The organism is Smaragdicoccus niigatensis DSM 44881 = NBRC 103563, from assembly GCF_000380645.1.
GTDB classification, from domain to species: domain Bacteria; phylum Actinomycetota; class Actinomycetes; order Mycobacteriales; family Mycobacteriaceae; genus Smaragdicoccus; species Smaragdicoccus niigatensis.
The window spans coordinates 100632-116120 of sequence record NZ_AQXZ01000015.1 but is presented as its reverse complement, the minus strand read 5'-3'; the positions used below and the strand labels follow the sequence as shown (position 1 = coordinate 116120).

Sequence of the window (15489 nt, the reverse complement as noted above, 5' to 3'; positions counted from 1 at the left end):
GTGCTACATTCGCCGCCATGAGCTCCGAGACACCCGCGGTTGAGCCGTTCTTCCCGCCGGACCGCATGAAGGCCGTCGCCAACAGAGTCATCACGCTGCTTCTGAAGTCGCCGCTGCGCCGGAAGGTCGGCAAGAACTTCATGATCGTGCACATCGTCGGGCGTAAGTCGGGGAAGAAGTTCGACGTGCTCATCGGGCGGCACGAGCTCAACGGCCGGACTGTCGCCAGCATCGGGGCGAAATGGCGCTACAACCTGCGCGGCGGCGCCGATATCGACGTCACGACTGGCGAGGGTATGCAGCGCGCACACGTGACCGTTGTCGAAGATCGCATGGAGATGGCGAAGGTCTTCCACGCGATCCTCGAGCAGCTCGGATACAAGAAGGCCCAGTACATCGCGCTCAAGGTGAACGTCGACCGGATGCCGACCGTCGAGGAGGTCGAGGCGGCGCTCGTGGACCGTTGGGTCGCTTATTTTGACTTCGCTTGATCCGGCCAATCGAGTGTTCGGTGGCTCCGAAACTCGCGGAGCACGCTGGTTATCGGATCGCGGAACGCGATCGACTTCGCCAGTAGCCGAAGCGGATTGGTGAAGTCCGGAGCCGCATCCGGCAGCACCTCGGGGTAGAGCGGGTCCCCGACGATCGGAATGCCGAGCGCATTGAGGTGCACCCGAATCTGGTGCGTTTTCCCGGTTATCGGACGACATTCGTAGCGGGCGAAATCGCCGCGGGTTTCGACCTTCGACACGACGGTTTCGCTGTTCGGCGCGCCCGTGATCTCGCGGGCTTGCAGCACGCCGCGTTCCTTGACGATCCGGCTCGTGCAGGTGAGCGGGAATTCCGCGTCGCTGACCGGGGCGATTGCTTCGTACGTCTTCTCGGCTTGGCCCGATGCGAAAAGTTCGTGGTACGCGCCACGGACTTCTGGCCGAACCGTGCAGATCAGCACGCCCGCGGTCAGGCGGTCGAGGCGGTGGGCTGGGGAGCATGCTTCGAGTCCGGGCAGCCTCCGCAGACGCACGAGCACGGATTCGGTCACGTGGCGTCCGCGCGGCATCGTCGCGAGGAAGTGCGGCTTGTCGATGACCACCAGATCGTCATCGCGGTGCACGATCTCGATGTCGAACGGGACCGCCACCTCCTCGGCGGGCTCGCGATAGATCCAGATCGTCGCGTTCGCTCGATACTGCGTGTCGAGGTCGATCGGAGCCAACCGCTCGTCGAGCACGTTTTCGCTGTTCACGGCTTCGATCGCAGTCTCTCCGAACCGGCTGACGAGATACTCGGCGACCGTCGCGAAAGAACCAGCCGGCAGCCGCATCGAGACCGCATTCAACCCGTTTCGAAGTGGGGGATGGGTCTTCGTCACGCCTCGAACCTAGGCCATGCGCAGCCGCTCCTGACAGAACGGTGACGACCTGGCTCTATGTCTTTCGCAGTCCTGGCGACGGGACGACGATCGACAGTGGGTACCAGATCGGTATCGCGATAGTTGGTGAGGAGAGAGTCATGGCAGGAGTAAAGGCACGCAGTTTCGACAGCCCCGACGAGACCCGAAGCCCGGAGAAGACGCGGGTGGACGTCGTTGACGTGAACGGGCAGAAGGCCGCCCGACTGACTGCGCAGCCCGGTTGGAAATGGTCGGAGTGCATCAAGCCGGTCGTCGGTGGAGACAGTTGCCAGGCCAAGCACTTCGGCGTGGTCATCTCCGGTCAGATGCACATCGTGCACAACGACGGCTCGGAAGCTGATATCACTCCGGGCAGTGCGTACGTGATCGAGCCGGGCCACGATGCCTGGGTCGTCGGCGACGAGACGTTCGTCGGCTACGAGTTCGAGAGCCCGACCGCCGCGAGCTTCGCCAAGAACGTTGCAGAGCATGCGGCAGCGACTGCGGGGCACATTTCCTAGTCGTCGAGCGTCTTGAGGTTCGACGCGTCGAGAGCCTGCACGCGGTTGAGGCGGGATGTGATCTCGCGCAGTTCGGACGCGAAGGCACGGCGGCGCGAATGCAGGTCGTCGGCGCCGGGTGCAACGAGGCCCCGGTTGTCGGCGAGTTTCAACGCCGTCGTGAACAGCTCCGACGACACCGATTCCGTGCTGTGAATTCGGTTCTGCAACAACATCTGACGTCCGACGTTGACGCACTCGTCGAGGAATTCGGGCTTGTCGACGGTCTGGTCGACCGGGGTTGCGACAAGCCGCTCCGCCACCACGAGCTGCGCATCGAAGAACGAGCGCAGCGTGCGGTGAGCGGTCATGAAGCCGGTGTCCCGCAGCTTCTTCCGGAGGTCCGGACCGCTGAGACTCTCCGGCGTCCAGCCCGGGTCGATGAGGTTCAGTTCCGCTTCGAGTTCGGCGCGGAAGGTCTTGCGGTTCGAGAAGAAGAATTCGAACTTCAGCAGGTCGCGCAGTCGTAGCGCTTCCTCCCACGTGGCCATGTAAGCGTCTTCGGCGTTGTCTTCGAACACCCGCATGATCGCGAGTTCGAGGATCGCGCGACTGACGAACCAGTGGATGGCGTTGTTGCGATAGAAGGCCGCGATCAGGTGCTGACCGGGCTCGATCGTGTAGACCGCCTCCACTCCGCCGGTGTAACCGGTGACGACCTTCGCGAGCTCGAGGCGGGTCAGAACGCCGATGAGGCCGGAACGGTTGGCCAGGGCCTCGAGACCGCCGCCGGGGATGTTCCGTTGCCTGATATAGGCGCGAACGGGTGCGATGACGTTCTCGACCTCGCTGATCGTGAGCGCACGGTTGACACCCAGGAGAGCCAGTGTCACCAGTGCGTTCGCGGAAATCGGGGTGACGGCGTTGATGCCGACGGCGGTCTCGAACGCGAGCTTCTGGACGGCCATCCGGAATGCCGCGCTGTCTGCATCGTCGGTGATCTCGCCGACGTCTTCACCCTTGCGGGCGCGCGCCTTCAAATCGCCGTGCGCGGCCAGGCGGTCCAGGGCCGAGAGCGGCGCACCGAATCGGATGTAGACGTGACCGGTCGATTGCTGCTGGCTCCGGATGTAGCGAGCCATCCACGCGAGGCCCTCGGACTGCTTCTGGCCGCCGGTCTGCTCATCGGCGATCGCACCGAGCTCGTTGAGACGCTCATAGGTGATCGAGACCGGGACGATCATCGCGTCCTCGGCCCGCCCTTCGCGTACCGCGTCGGCGACATAGTTGAGCAGGCCGTACTTGGGCGGGCGCAGCTTTCCGGTGCGGGTACGGCCGCCCTCCATGTACCACTCGAGGTTGAACCGCTTGGACAGCAAGTACGCGAAGTACTCCTCCATGACGGTTCGGTAGATCATGTCGTTTCCGAAGCTGCGCCGGATGAACACCGTGCCCGTCCGGCGCGCGATCGGTCCCATCGGCCAGAAGTTCAGATTTGCGCCACCCATGACGTGGTTCGGCGGAAATTCGTGCGTCGCAAGCACTTCGCCGAGGACGAACGGGTCGACGTAGCTGCGGTGCGACGGCAGGAAAACAAGTGGGTACCTGCGGTTCAACGCCTGCAGTTTGCGCAGCCCCGCCTCGTCGACGTCCGGGTGGTAGGCCCGCTTGTGAATCTGACCCATGGCCTGCGTGAACAGGTCGGTCAGCAGTCGTGACTGAACGGCCACGAGTTCGCGGAGGTTCTCCTCGGCGCGCTGGTTCACCTCGGCTGGACTCATGCCCAGTTCGGCGGCGAGGCGCTTGAGCTCTTGTTGGAACGCCGGAGTGTCGAGGATTTCCTCGGCGACGAGGCGCGGGACCTTGTAGCGGTCGCCGATCACTGATCGCTCCGCGCGCAACAGGGCGCGTACGGCGCTTCGCTTGATGAACCGGGCCTGCGAATCGGAGTCCATCGCTCCGCCGGCCTTGGCGTTGCGAGCCTTGAGTTCGCTCAGGCGGGCGGGCTCGCCGGTCAGGATGCGGTGCCGGTCCGGCGCGTTTTTGACGATCCACCGTTGCGCCAGCCGGTTCGGGTTCCGCGGGTTCGTGAAGGTCGCCAGATCTCGGAGTTGGGACCGACGAACTCCGTCGCGCTCCGGGGGCAGCCACAACACCTGCACGGGTAGAACCAAGGGGTCATCGGTGCGGAACAGGAGCTTGGACTCGATGTCGCTGATGTTGAGCGACACCAAGGTCGGCTTGCGGGTGGCGCCCTCGACACCGCCGTGCGCGAGCCACTGCTCGATGAGTTTCCTCTCGACCGCAGTGGTGGTGTCCGCGAGCACAACGTGCGTTGTCATGGAATCCATTTTGCTGCCAACACCTCTCGTGGTCCGCGAGTTGGTCGTTACCGCTGAGGTTCTGTCGTCGGCGTATCGGTGGAAGCGGTCGCCAGCGGTGCGGCGAAGGCGTCGGCGCGCGCGAAAAGCGAATCGGTCTTCGCGAGCACGTAGGGGAGGGAAAGAATCGACGGCCGATTGACCGCGAGACTCATGACCGGGTCGAGGAAAAGGATCGTGTCGCGCTTCACCGCGAGCAGGTTGTCGTAGCCGTCGGCTTCCCGGAAGGCGGTCTGCAGGTCCTCCGTGCCCATGATGAACAGGACGTCGGAGTTGAGTTCCTTGATCCGGCTGAACGGCAGACTGACGCTGTACGTCTTCTCCAGTGATTCCTCGAACTGCTTGGGGCGGGTCATTCCGAGGAGGCGCGTGGGGGAATCCGCGCCTGACGCGAGGACCGACACCGTCATCGGCGAGTCCACCGAAACCTTGAGGAACGTCTCGCCTTTGAGATGCGGATACTTCGCGGCCATGTCGGCGACACGCTTCTTGAAACCGTCGATGAGATCTTTGGCCTGCTGCTGTCTGTCCACGATCTTGCCCAGGATGTCGAGCTGAGAACTCCAGGAGTCGGCGCCGACGGTGGTGAGGTTGGGCAGCGTCGGCGCGATCTTCGACATCGCATTGAAATCGGCCTCGCTGGAGGCGTAACTCGACGCCAGGATCAAATCCGGTTTCAGTGCACTGATCTGCGCCGCGAGGTCGCCGCCCGGGTCGATGACAGTCGCACTGTCCGGAACGTTGACCGGCCAGGGCGCAGGCTCGCCGGCGATCGTGGAGAAGTCGTCGAGGTAGCCGACCGGTGCGACTCCGAGCGCGCTCATCGTGTCGATCCATTGGCGTCCGAGAGCGACGATGCGCGTCGGCCCGAGGGGAACGCGGGTTTCGCCGCGGGAGTGTGCCACCCGCACGACCACCGCAGGCCCACTGCACGCGCTGATCAACCCGGCGAACAGCGCGAGCACCAGGAAGGCTGCCACTCGGGCCGTACCGCGTGATGAACTCACACACAACTCCTAGCGAGGCACCCTGGCAGGCGAACTTCCGCTGACGATACCGCGATTCACTTCCTGGCGAGGTGTGCCTCGAAGGCCATTCTTACCCCGTCGTAAGCTATCGCCGTGACGAGTTGGAGCGAGCGGAACATCGCCGCCCAGCGCGGCCGAACGTTCGTTGTCACCGGCGCCACCAGTGGTCTTGGTGAAGCTACTGCGCGAGCATTGGGGCGCAGCGGGGCTCAGGTGATCTTGGCGGTTCGCGATCTGGATGCCGGCGAGGAGGTCGCCCGCCAGATCGGGTCGAACGCTGACGTCCGGAAACTGGATCTGACCAGCCTCGAATCGATCTCCGCGTTCGCCAGCTCGATCGACGAGATCGACGTTCTCATCAACAACGCCGGTGTCATGGCGGTGCCGTTCGGCCGTACGAGCGACGGCTTCGAGCTGCAGATCGGCACCAATCATCTCGGGCACTTCGCCCTGACTGGTCAGTTGCTGGAATGCGTGCGCGATCGCGTTGTCACGGTGTCGAGCTCGTTCCACTCGTACGGGGCGATCGACCTCGACGATCTCAACTGGCGGGTGCGGCCCTACAGCCGCTGGCTCGCCTATGCGCAGTCCAAGCTCGCGAACCTGATGTTCGCCTACGAACTGCAGCGCCGTCTCACCAACGCGGGTTCGAAGGTTCGGTCGCTTGCCGCACACCCCGGCTACACCGCGACGGGTCTGCAGGGCCACACGGAGTCGATTCAGGGCCACGTGATGGCGCTCGGCAACATGCTCGTCGCGCAGCACGTCCGTACGGGTGCGTTGCCGGTTCTGTTCGCGGCGACCGAGCCGGACGTTGCCGGCGGGGACTACATCGGCCCGCAGGGTTTCTTCGGGATGCGTGGCAGTCCGGGGCCGGCGAAGTCGACGCGTGCGTCCCGCGACCCGTTGGTCGCCCGCGAGCTGTGGAATCTGTCCGAATCGCTGACGAGCGTGAAGTTCTCGTTCAACGGGTTGATGGCCTAACGAACTCCCCGCGGCCGGAACTGAACGCTGATGCGGGGTCCGGTCGCGCCGGTGATCTTCGGGACGGCGTGTTCCCACGTCCGCTGGCACGAGCCGCCCATCACCAGCAGGTCGCCGTGCCCGAGGTGGAACCGCAGGGATGTACCGCCACCGCAAGGCCGCAGCAACAGCGGACGCGAGGTCCCGAACGACACGATGGCGACCATCGTGTCTTCGAGTTTTCCGCGACCGATCGTGTCGCCGTGCCAGGCGACGCTGTCGTTGCCGTCGCGATAAAGACAGAGCCCCGCTGTGCGTAGCGGCTCGCCGAGTTCGTCGAGGTAGTAGCGATTGAGCGCGTCCCGGGCATCGGTCAACAGGGGATCGGGGAGCGGGTCGTTCTCGTCGTAGAAGCACGTCAACCGGGGTACGGCGACCACCTTGTCGTACATCGGGCGGCTTTCGGACCGCCACGGCACCGTCTCGGAGAGGGCGTCGAAAAGTTGCGCCGAGCCGCCCATCCAGCCCGGCAGATGGTCGACCCAGGCACCGTCGGTCAGGACGGTGCGCCGAAGGCGACCCGGCAATGCGGGCACGGATGGCTCGGAACAATCGAACAAGCTGTCCTGAAGCGATGCGAACACATGTTCGAAGCTACTTTAGCTTCGCGAGTCGCGCAACGCCCTCCTGCATCGTTTCGACCGATTTGCAGAATGTGAATCGAACGAAGCTTCGCCACGGTTCGGTGTGGTCGGTGAAGACGCTGACCGGTACCGCGGCGACGCCGATCCGGCCGGGCAGTTCGCGGCAGAAGGCAAGCGCGTCGTCCGCGCCGAGCGACGTGATGTCGGCGCAGATGAAATAGCTTCCGTCGCAACGTGTCACATCGAGTCCGAGGTCGACGAGGGTGGAATTCAACAGTCGGCGCCGCGCATCGAACGAGTCCCGGGAGGTCTTGATCCACTCCTGCTCGTTTTCGAGCGCGTACGCGACCGCGGGCTGGAACGGTCCGCCGGCCACGAAGGTCATGAACTGCTTGGCTGCGCGGACCGCGTCAATGAGCGATTCCGGACCGCAGGCCCAGCCCGTCTTCCACCCCGTGACGTTGAAGGTCTTGGCCGCGCTGGAGATGACCACGGTTCGTTCGTACATGTCAGGCAGCGATGCGATCGACAGGTGCGGACGCTCGCCGAAGGTCAGATGCTCGTACACCTCGTCGGCGACCACGACGAGGTCGTGTTCTTTTGCGACTTCGGCGATCGCCAGCAGTTCGTCGCGGCTGAGCACGGTTCCGGTCGGGTTGTGCGGACTGTTCACGATGATCATGCGGGTGCGCGGACCGGGCGCCCGACGCAACGCATCCAGATCGAGTGCGAATCCGTCGCCGTCGCGAACCAACGGAACCGTCCGCCGGACGGCGCCCGCGAGGGCCACGGAGGCCGCGTAGGAGTCGTAGTACGGCTCGATGAGCAGGACTTCATCGCCGGGTTCGACGAGGCCGAGGATAGCTGCCGAGATCGCCTCGGTCGCGCCGACCGTCACGAGGACACCGACCTCCGGGTCGTAGACCTGGCCATACCGGAGTTCCCGGTCGCGTGCGATTGCATTGCGAAGGACCGGCATACCGCGACCCGGCGGGTACTGGTTGAGGCCGCTTGCGATCGCCTGTTGAGCCTGGCGCAGCATCTCCGCGGGTCCGTCGTCGTCGGGGAATCCCTGACCGAGGTTCACGGCGCCATGGCGAACCGCCAACTCCGTCATCTCGGCAAAGATCGTGGTGGCGAACGGGCGCAACCGCTCGACCGTGCGCTGGGCCGCCAACGGGGTCGACGAAAAACCGCTCATGTCGTGACAACTTAGTCCGACTTCGCTTGCGGTACCTGATCAGCCCGGAGTCCGTAGCATCGGCGACATGAAATGGCTTGCCGCACTGGGTGGCCTGGTGCTGCTGGTGCTGGGCGCCGCACTCGTCGTCGAGCCATTTGCGTCGTTGGAGCTTCTCGTAGTCCTGGTGGCCGGGGGCTTTCTCGTCCTGGCCGTGGGTGAGCTCCTCGCGTTGCGCGACCACCATTGGGTCGCGCCGATTCTGCGGCTCGTGGTGTGGATCGTCGCGGCGACGGTCGTCATCCTCATTCCGAGCGTCACGGCCGGAGCACTGACGCTAGTCGTGGGAATCGCGCTTCTCGTCAACGGCGTGATCCGGCTGCTGAGTACCCTCCGGGGCACGGCAATCGACCGGTTCGAGGCCGGCGCCTTCGGGATCGCGGGCATCATCCTCGGGTTGTTGGCGCTCATCTGGCCGGGCGTCACCTTGATCGTGATCGCCGAGGTCGTTGCGCTGTGGATCGCGATCAGCGGATGGGCATTGATTCTGCGTGCCTTCCGCAGCGACTCGAAGCCCAGGCAGCATTCCGCTCCGCCGCGCTTTCCGCGTCTTCGGCAGTTGTGGCTGCCGGCGGTGGCCCTCGTGTCGACGATCGTTCTCGCGGCGGTCAGCACGTTGCTGCAGGTTCACATGCGCCATCCGGACGCGTTTTACGAGGCCGCCTCGACGGCGGGCGCGCCGGGCAAGCTCCTCAAAGCGCACGACTACACCGGTTCGGTCCCGCCGGGGAGTCGGGCCTGGCGGATTCTGTACGTCACCAGTCGGGACGATGGCTCACCGGCGCTCGGCAGTGCACTCGTCGTCGTGCCTGCGAATGCCGGTCCGCAGACACCGGTTATCGCCTGGGCCCACGGCACGACCGGCATTGCCCGAGGATGTGCACCGTCGCTCAACAACTCGTTCGACACCTACGGCCCGCCCCCGACCGAGGCCATCAAGAACGGCTGGGCGGTCGTCGCACCCGACTACATCGGGCTCGGCACCGAAGGGCCGAGTCCGTACATGATCGGGCAAGGCGAGGGACGTGCGGTGCTCGACGCCGTGCGCGCCGCCCACCACATCGCCGGGATGGAACTCTCGCCGCAGACCGCCGTGTGGGGACACTCCCAGGGCGGGCACGCCGCTTTGTGGACGGGGATTCTGGCCGGCTCATATGCGCCCGAACTGAACATCGTCGGGGTCGGGGCGCTCGCTCCGGCTGCGGATCTACCGAAGGTCATCGCCCACTTGAAGTCGGAGCGCGACGGCGTCACGATCGGCGCGTACCTGGTGGCGGGCTACGCGGCGAACTATCCGAACGTGAAAGTCGCCGACTATGTCCGGCCCGTCCTCGAGGTTCCGGTGCGGGCGATCGCGGTGCGCTGTACCGATGACTTCGGAATTCTGGTGTCGACGGCGATCTCGGCGATGATCAACCGGCAGGTCTGGGTCCGGGATCCCGCGGGCGGTGCCTTCGGTGAGCGGTTGGCGGAAAACGTTCCTGCGCAGCGGCTTTCCATGCCGGTCCGGATTGCGCAGGGGGAGATCGACGATGTCATACCCGCGGAGACGCAGAAAGAATTCATCGCTGCGCAGTGCGCCGCAGGCTCGGTCATTGATTACCGCGAATATCCCGGATTAGGGCACGTGACCCTCGTCGTGGCTGACTCGCCGGCGGTGTCAGACCTGATCGCGTGGACCAAGGATCGGTTCGCGGCGGTTCCGGCTCCGGGTTGTGGAGCGGCCGTCAGCTGATGATGTGCCGGGTTCCGGCGGGGTGCAGTTGACGCCAGGCGGACACCCGCGCCTCGAGGCTTTCCCACTCGGAGTCCGTGATCGCCGAGGTCGCCGCGGCGATGACTTCAGGGTCCGGCGTTCCCCACGCCAGCGGAAGCACCGACGCAACCTGCCAGGTGTGATCGTCGCCGTGGTGCCGATCGCTGAGGTCGGGCACCGCGGGAACACGTTCGCCGACCGCGATTGCGTGTCCGGGCAGTGTCTGGACTCGGCGCGTCACGAGCGCCATCTGGGCCTGAGTCGAGTTTGGCTTCGAGATGTCGACGAGCGCGAGCAGAATCGCGCCGCGTGGCCGGACCTCCGCGACGATGGCCGGAACCAGGACGCCCGCTCGATACAGTTCATTGACTCGCTTCGCTCGCCGTGGCGCCCGCAAACCGACCCAGAGAGCCGTCACCGAGATCAGGATCAGGACGCCGCCGAGGATGTACGACCACGGGTGCTCTACGACGAGAAGCACGGCCGCGCCGAGTGCGAAGATCACGCTCGAAACCAAGGCCGAGATCCGGAACCGGCGTGCGTGAACGACGATTTCGTTGGCGGTACGAAGATGAGCGCGATCGACGGCGAACTCGAACCGGCGCATAACTCCATTCGTAGCATGCATCTCTGTCTGGTTCCTGTTCAGCCGATCGCGGGACCGAGTAGGTCGTCAGCATCGGTGATGCGGTATGCGTAACCCTGTTCGGCAAGGAAGCGCTGCCGGTGTGCGGCGTATTCGGTGTCGAGCGTGTCGCGCGAGACGACTGAATAGAAGTGTGCCTGACCGCCGTCTTGTTTCGGTCGCAGCAGACGCCCGAGTCGCTGAGCTTCCTCCTGCCGAGAACCGAACGTGCCGGACACCTGGATGGCAACGGACGCTTCGGGTAGGTCGATGGAGAAGTTGGCGACCTTGCTCACCACGAGCACACCGATCTCCCCGCGGCGGAACGCGTCGTACAGCGCCTCCCGCTCTTTCGTCCGGGTGGAACCTTGGATGATCGGCGCGTTGAGATGCTCGCCGAGTTCTTCGAGTTGGTCGAGGTACGCGCCGATCACGAGCGCGGGGGCGTCCTTGTGCCGGGCCAGAATCGACTCGACGACCGCGATCTTGGTACGCGCGGTCGAGCAGACTTTGTAGCGTTCCTCGGGTTCGGACACCGCGTACTGCATGCGTTCGTTGTCGGTCAGCGTCACGCGGACCTCGATGCACTCCGCCGGAGCGATCCACCCCTGCGCCTCGATGTCCTTCCAGGGTGCGTCATATCGCTTGGGTCCGATGAGGGAGAACACGTCACCCTCGCGGCCGTCTTCGCGAACGAGCGTCGCGGTGAGGCCGAGTCGCCGACGCGACTGCAGGTCGGCGGTCATCCGGAAGACGGGTGCCGGAAGCAGGTGCACCTCGTCGTAGATGACCAGGCCCCAGTCGCGCGAATCGAACAGTTCGAGGTGCCGGTACTCGCCCTTGGTCCGCCGCGTGATGACCTGATAGGTCGCGATCGTGACCGGACGGATCTCCTTCTTCTCACCTGAGTACTCGCCGATTTCCTCCTCGGTGAGCGTCGTGCGGGCCAGCAGTTCTCGCTTCCACTGACGACCGGCGACCGTGTTCGTGACCAGGATCAGCGTCGTGGCCTGGGCCTTCGCCATCGCGGCCGCGCCGACCATCGTCTTGCCCGCACCACAGGGCAGCACGATGACGCCCGAACCGCCGGCCCAGAACGAGTCCGCCGCCATCTCCTGGTAGTCGCGCAGGTGCCACTCGTTGGTCGCGAAATCGAGCGCGATCGGGTGCGCTTCGCCGTCGACGTATCCCGCGAGGTCCTCGGCGGGCCAGCCGATCTTGAGCAGCATCTGCTTGAGGCGACCACGCTCGCTCGGATGCACGATGACGGTGTCGTCGTCGATGCGCGCGCCGAGCATGGGGTTGATCTTGTTGTTGCGCAGCACCTCTTCGAGCACCGCGCGGTCGAGGCTGACGAGCGTGAGACCGTGCACCGGGCTCTTCGTCAGCTGCAGACGGCCATACCGGGCCATCGTGTCGACGACGTCGACGAGGAGTGCCTGCGGGACGACGAAGCGTGAATACCGAACAAGCGCGTCGACGACCTGCTCGGCGTCATGGCCGGCGGCACGGGCGTTCCAGAGTGCCAGCGGCGTCACCCGATAGGTGTGGACGTGTTCCGGAGCGCGCTCGAGTTCGGCGAACGGTGCGATCGCCTGCCGAGCGTCGTTGGCCAGCGGGTGATCGACCTCGAGCAGGAGAGTCTTGTCGCTCTGGACGATCAGTGGTCCGTCGGCCACGCTTCACCTTCAACCTCAATCGACAACGCAAACCACCATTGTGCGGAAGAACGCGCTGGCTGTCACCATTCGACGAAAGCGACCGACGAGATCCGGTGCAGCGTGAACTGCCGCAGCGTGCCCGATCCGGGGTCCCGGGCATCGAACGTCCCGCCGCCGAGAGCGACCGGTTCGACGATTCGTTGGGTGGCGATCCCGGCCGCGTCGATGTACCCGACGCTCACGGTCCGCCGAGTCTTGACGGCCAGTTGGAGAAGGGCCATTGTGGCCGCACCCGTCGCGCGCGTCCCATCCACCTTGACCAGCCCGGACTTGATCGCCGCCGCCGCTCGGTCCGTGGCCCGCAGGTCTTCGATCAGCATTGCGAGTTGTTCGTCGCTCGGCAGATGCGGACCGCGGAGGGGCTCCTGCGGACGTGCCGGAAGCCGCGCGCCTCGCGACCGTAGATCGAGGACGGCACCGGTCGCGTCTTCGCCGGCCGGAACGAATCCCAGTGCGCGCAGCGACGTGAGAACTTCGCGCATCGGAGCCTGCGAAATGATGACGGTCGGTGCGAGGGCGCGCAGCATCAACGTGTCGGCGGCGGGCGTCGCGAGCACTTGGGAGACCAGTTGCGGGTCATCGCACCGGATGAACGACTGCGCGATGCCGACTCGCAGCTGTCCGTGCCGGCGCGAGACATCGTCGATCAGATACGTGAGCGATTGCGGCACGGGTGTTTTCGAGTGCACGGAAAACAGTGCGTGGAGATCGGCCGCGGTCAGCCCACTGTCGAGCGCCCGGCGGACCGACTCGGTGCTGATGCGATAGACGAGACCACCACCGGCCGATTCGACGTCGCCGACGGCGTTCATTCGATCGTGCAAGTCGCGCGTCAGGGGACCCGGCGCGATGACGGTCAGGTCAGCTTGAACGAGGATGTAATCGACCGGCTTCGGAAGGGCCGCGGCCATCTCGGATTCGGCTTCACCACCGTGCAGAAGTGCGCGCGCGGCCGGCGTCAACGCGCCGCGGCTCGTGAGGCCGAGCTCGTTCGCCTCGCGCAGCGTGTGCGCGACGGCATCCTCGCTGAAGCGGGTCGACCAGCGGGGACGTTGCCAGGCGAGCATCCGGGAGACGTCGCGGGCGGCGGCGCCGGAACCGCTGTCGAGGTTGGCGAGGACTTCGAGGACGATCCGGCGGTCGCGCGCGGCGAACGCGCTGAAGAGGTCGCTCGACAACGCGGGCAACGGCTTCCCGTTTGCATCGCGCATTCCGATGAGCCACGGCCGCCGCGGCATCTGCAGCCAGGTGTTCGCCAGCACCGACCACTGTCGTGCGGGTTCGGAGTCGAGCCAGCCGTCGGCAGTCACTGTCGGGACCCACAGTTCGTCGACGTCACCGACCGCGTCCGACATCCCGGAAGCAATGAGACCGGCCGCCGACAGCACCTCGACGAGCAGGCTGACGTGCGATTCTTCGAGGCTCAGAACCTTGGCGACGCGACGAAGCTCACGAACGCCCAGACCGCCGCCCCGTAGCGCGAGCGCCGGATTGCGACCGAGTTCCTCGATGATTCCGGTGCAGTGCCGGATCACGTCCATCGCGACCGCGGCCGCACCGGCCGCCACATCCGCGGGCGCATGCTTGGTGGTCGGGATCGTCGGATGTGCGAGCGAACCCTTGGGCGTGACCGGCTCACCGCGCACGGCTTGGCCGACCCCGACGGGCAGCAGGACGGTCTCCTCGTCGACTCGCCGGAGCAATCGCCGGGCGATGAGCCGGGGGATGGGCCGATCCGTGGGAGCGTCCTCGCCGGCGTCGCGCGTGCGTCCGACCGGAACCGAGTACGCCAGCCGCTCGAGGACCGTGCGTTCGGGCGGAGTCAGTTCGGAAAGCGCGGCGTCGATCTCGGCCGCCGACAGTTCGGTTTCGGACTCGATGCCTTCGCCGACCGGCCAGGGGAGTGCCGCCGTCGCGTTGGTCACGAGACGCAGTTCGCTGGTGCCGTAGACCAGCGCAAGCCGGATGAGGTCGGCGAGCGCCGTGTCGATCGCCCGGCGGGGCGCCCGGTTACCGATTGAGTCGTAGATGCGGGACCGCGGTACGGAATAGGTCGTCGCCTGCTCGAGAGCCAGCACGTCGATGATCATCAGTGCCAGCATGCTCAGCTCATCGGCGGCCCGCAGGACCGAGTGTCGTTGCTCGGCGCGGCTCGCCAGAATGCGCAGGTTCGGCGGTGCCGGCATCACCAGATCCGGCCGTGCGCGAACGAGTTCCACGATTTCCGGGTCCGGGCGGGAGGTCAGCCACGCCGTGAGCGTGCCTGAATCGTCGCCGGTGGAGGGGATCGTGGTGCTCATCACGAATAAGCCTAGAGAGTTCGACTACGAACCGACGGGGGCAGGTGACACAATGGGCGATGTGGTGAACAAAACTACTAAGCCTTACGTAGACAACGGTTGGCCTTCGGTGCCGGATGGCGAGCACGCCATCAGTGAGCTCGCCTCGAATCGGGCTGGCGGACTTTCGCCGTTCGGCGAGGACACGACCTTCCCGGTGCCGGTCGAATCGCTTCCGTACCGTCACCCCGTGACGGTCATCAACAAGTAATTGCTTCCCGAATGCCCCACTGCCGAACTCGGCGGTGGGGCATTCGTTATGCCCTAGGAACCGAAGGCCTCGGCGAGCGCTTGGCGGACCATGGGCCGGAGTTTGACGATCATCTGGGCCAGTTCGTCGAGCATTCCGGTGTCCGCGGCCGTACTGGCCACGGTCTGCGACGCCTGAACTGCTTCACCCGTCAATTCCGGTGCGGCCTCCTGCGTGACCGTGGTCGCGAGGTCGGCGGTTTGCTTCGACACCATGACCTCGGCCGCGGTCGGGGCAGCGGACGGCGCGGATGGGCCCAGGGGTGCCGGGCGCGGCGTCGCCGGGCTGTTGAGTCCGAGCTTCTGCGAGCAGGTGGGCCAGGCACCCCAGCCCTGACCGGCAAGAACATCTTCCGCGACGGCGATCTGCTGTTCGCGCGTGGCCTGGTCAGCTGACGGCGCGTAGGCCTGGCCGCCGAACGAGTTCCACGTGGACTGCGTGAATTGCAGCCCGCCCTGGAATCCGTTGCCGGTGTTCGTGGCCCAGTTGCCACTCGACTCACAGTTCGCGAGTCGATCCCAGTCTGAGTCGGTGGCCGCATGCGCGCTGGTGGCGGCGAGGGCGACGCCGGTGGAACCGACGAGCACGCCGAGGAACGTGAAGATTCGGGTCAGGCGAAAAGTCTTGGATCGTCCGGTCATGGGGGTGG

General features: G+C 65.5%; 14 protein-coding genes. 5 read left to right on the top strand and 9 right to left on the bottom strand.

Going from position 1 to position 15489, the window contains the following annotated elements:
- Window positions 1–17: 17 nt before the first annotated feature.
- Complete coding sequence (locus F600_RS0109060) at window positions 18–491, top strand: hypothetical protein (RefSeq protein ID WP_018160290.1); 474 nt, start codon at window positions 18–20, stop codon at window positions 489–491.
- Here the strand turns inward: F600_RS0109060 and F600_RS0109055 are convergent.
- A complete protein-coding gene (locus F600_RS0109055; RefSeq protein WP_018160289.1) occupies window positions 473–1324 on the bottom strand; it encodes a pseudouridine synthase in 852 nt (283 codons plus the stop codon). The genes F600_RS0109060 and F600_RS0109055 overlap by 19 nt on opposite strands.
- Window positions 1325–1512: 188 nt before the next feature.
- Between F600_RS0109055 and F600_RS27585 the strand changes: the two genes are divergently transcribed.
- On the top strand, window positions 1513–1914 hold the full coding sequence (locus F600_RS27585) for a cupin domain-containing protein (protein WP_051090784.1): 402 nt from the start codon (window positions 1513–1515) through the stop codon (window positions 1912–1914).
- Here F600_RS27585 and F600_RS0109045 read toward each other — a convergent pair.
- Together F600_RS0109045 and F600_RS0109040 are read right to left on the bottom strand one after the other, a co-directional pair.
- Entirely contained in the window at window positions 1911–4244 is a 2334-nt protein-coding gene (locus F600_RS0109045) for a glycerol-3-phosphate 1-O-acyltransferase (RefSeq protein WP_018160287.1), read from the bottom strand. The two genes, F600_RS27585 and F600_RS0109045, sit on opposite strands and share 4 nt — an antisense overlap.
- Before the next feature lie 38 nt (window positions 4245–4282).
- Window positions 4283–5281, bottom strand: a complete 999-nt coding sequence (locus tag F600_RS0109040; protein ID WP_156024498.1) for an ABC transporter substrate-binding protein — start codon at window positions 5279–5281, stop codon at window positions 4283–4285.
- A 114-nt stretch (window positions 5282–5395) separates the two neighbouring features.
- Here F600_RS0109040 and F600_RS0109035 point away from each other — a divergent pair, with 114 nt between their 5' ends.
- Window positions 5396–6286 (top strand): oxidoreductase, encoded by an 891-nt coding sequence (locus F600_RS0109035; protein WP_018160285.1) that lies wholly within the window; start codon window positions 5396–5398, stop codon window positions 6284–6286.
- On the opposite strand, the gene F600_RS0109030 is transcribed toward F600_RS0109035, so the two are convergent.
- A complete protein-coding gene (locus F600_RS0109030; protein WP_018160284.1) occupies window positions 6283–6909 on the bottom strand; it encodes an alpha-ketoglutarate-dependent dioxygenase AlkB in 627 nt (208 codons plus the stop codon). The genes F600_RS0109035 and F600_RS0109030 overlap by 4 nt on opposite strands.
- Window positions 6910–6919: 10 nt before the next feature.
- A complete protein-coding gene (locus F600_RS0109025) occupies window positions 6920–8110 on the bottom strand; it encodes a pyridoxal phosphate-dependent aminotransferase (protein ID WP_018160283.1) in 1191 nt (396 codons plus the stop codon).
- Window positions 8111–8177: 67 nt separating this feature from the next.
- Between F600_RS0109025 and F600_RS27580 the strand changes: the two genes are divergently transcribed.
- Window positions 8178–9884, top strand: a complete 1707-nt coding sequence (locus tag F600_RS27580) for a lipase family protein (RefSeq protein WP_018160282.1) — start codon at window positions 8178–8180, stop codon at window positions 9882–9884.
- Here F600_RS27580 and F600_RS0109015 read toward each other — a convergent pair.
- From F600_RS0109015 to F600_RS0109005, 3 genes are all read right to left on the bottom strand, one after another.
- Window positions 9877–10512 (bottom strand): DUF3239 domain-containing protein, encoded by a 636-nt coding sequence (locus tag F600_RS0109015; RefSeq protein WP_018160281.1) that lies wholly within the window; start codon window positions 10510–10512, stop codon window positions 9877–9879. The genes F600_RS27580 and F600_RS0109015 overlap by 8 nt on opposite strands.
- A gap of 38 nt (window positions 10513–10550) precedes the next feature.
- Window positions 10551–12209 (bottom strand): DNA repair helicase XPB, encoded by a 1659-nt coding sequence (locus F600_RS0109010; protein WP_018160280.1) that lies wholly within the window; start codon window positions 12207–12209, stop codon window positions 10551–10553.
- Window positions 12210–12271: 62 nt separating this feature from the next.
- Window positions 12272–14551 carry a helicase-associated domain-containing protein gene (locus F600_RS0109005; RefSeq protein WP_018160279.1) on the bottom strand — a complete coding sequence of 760 codons (2280 nt, stop codon included), beginning with the start codon at window positions 14549–14551 and terminating at the stop codon, window positions 12272–12274.
- A gap of 52 nt (window positions 14552–14603) precedes the next feature.
- Here F600_RS0109005 and F600_RS0109000 point away from each other — a divergent pair, with 52 nt between their 5' ends.
- Window positions 14604–14801: a hypothetical protein gene (locus F600_RS0109000; RefSeq protein WP_018160278.1), complete on the top strand. Its 198-nt coding sequence runs from the start codon at window positions 14604–14606 to the stop codon at window positions 14799–14801.
- Between the two features lie 53 nt (window positions 14802–14854).
- Here the strand turns inward: F600_RS0109000 and F600_RS27575 are convergent, their stop codons facing one another.
- Window positions 14855–15481, bottom strand: coding sequence for a transglycosylase family protein (locus tag F600_RS27575; protein ID WP_018160277.1), 627 nt, complete (start codon window positions 15479–15481; stop codon window positions 14855–14857).
- Window positions 15482–15489: the final 8 nt, after the last annotated feature.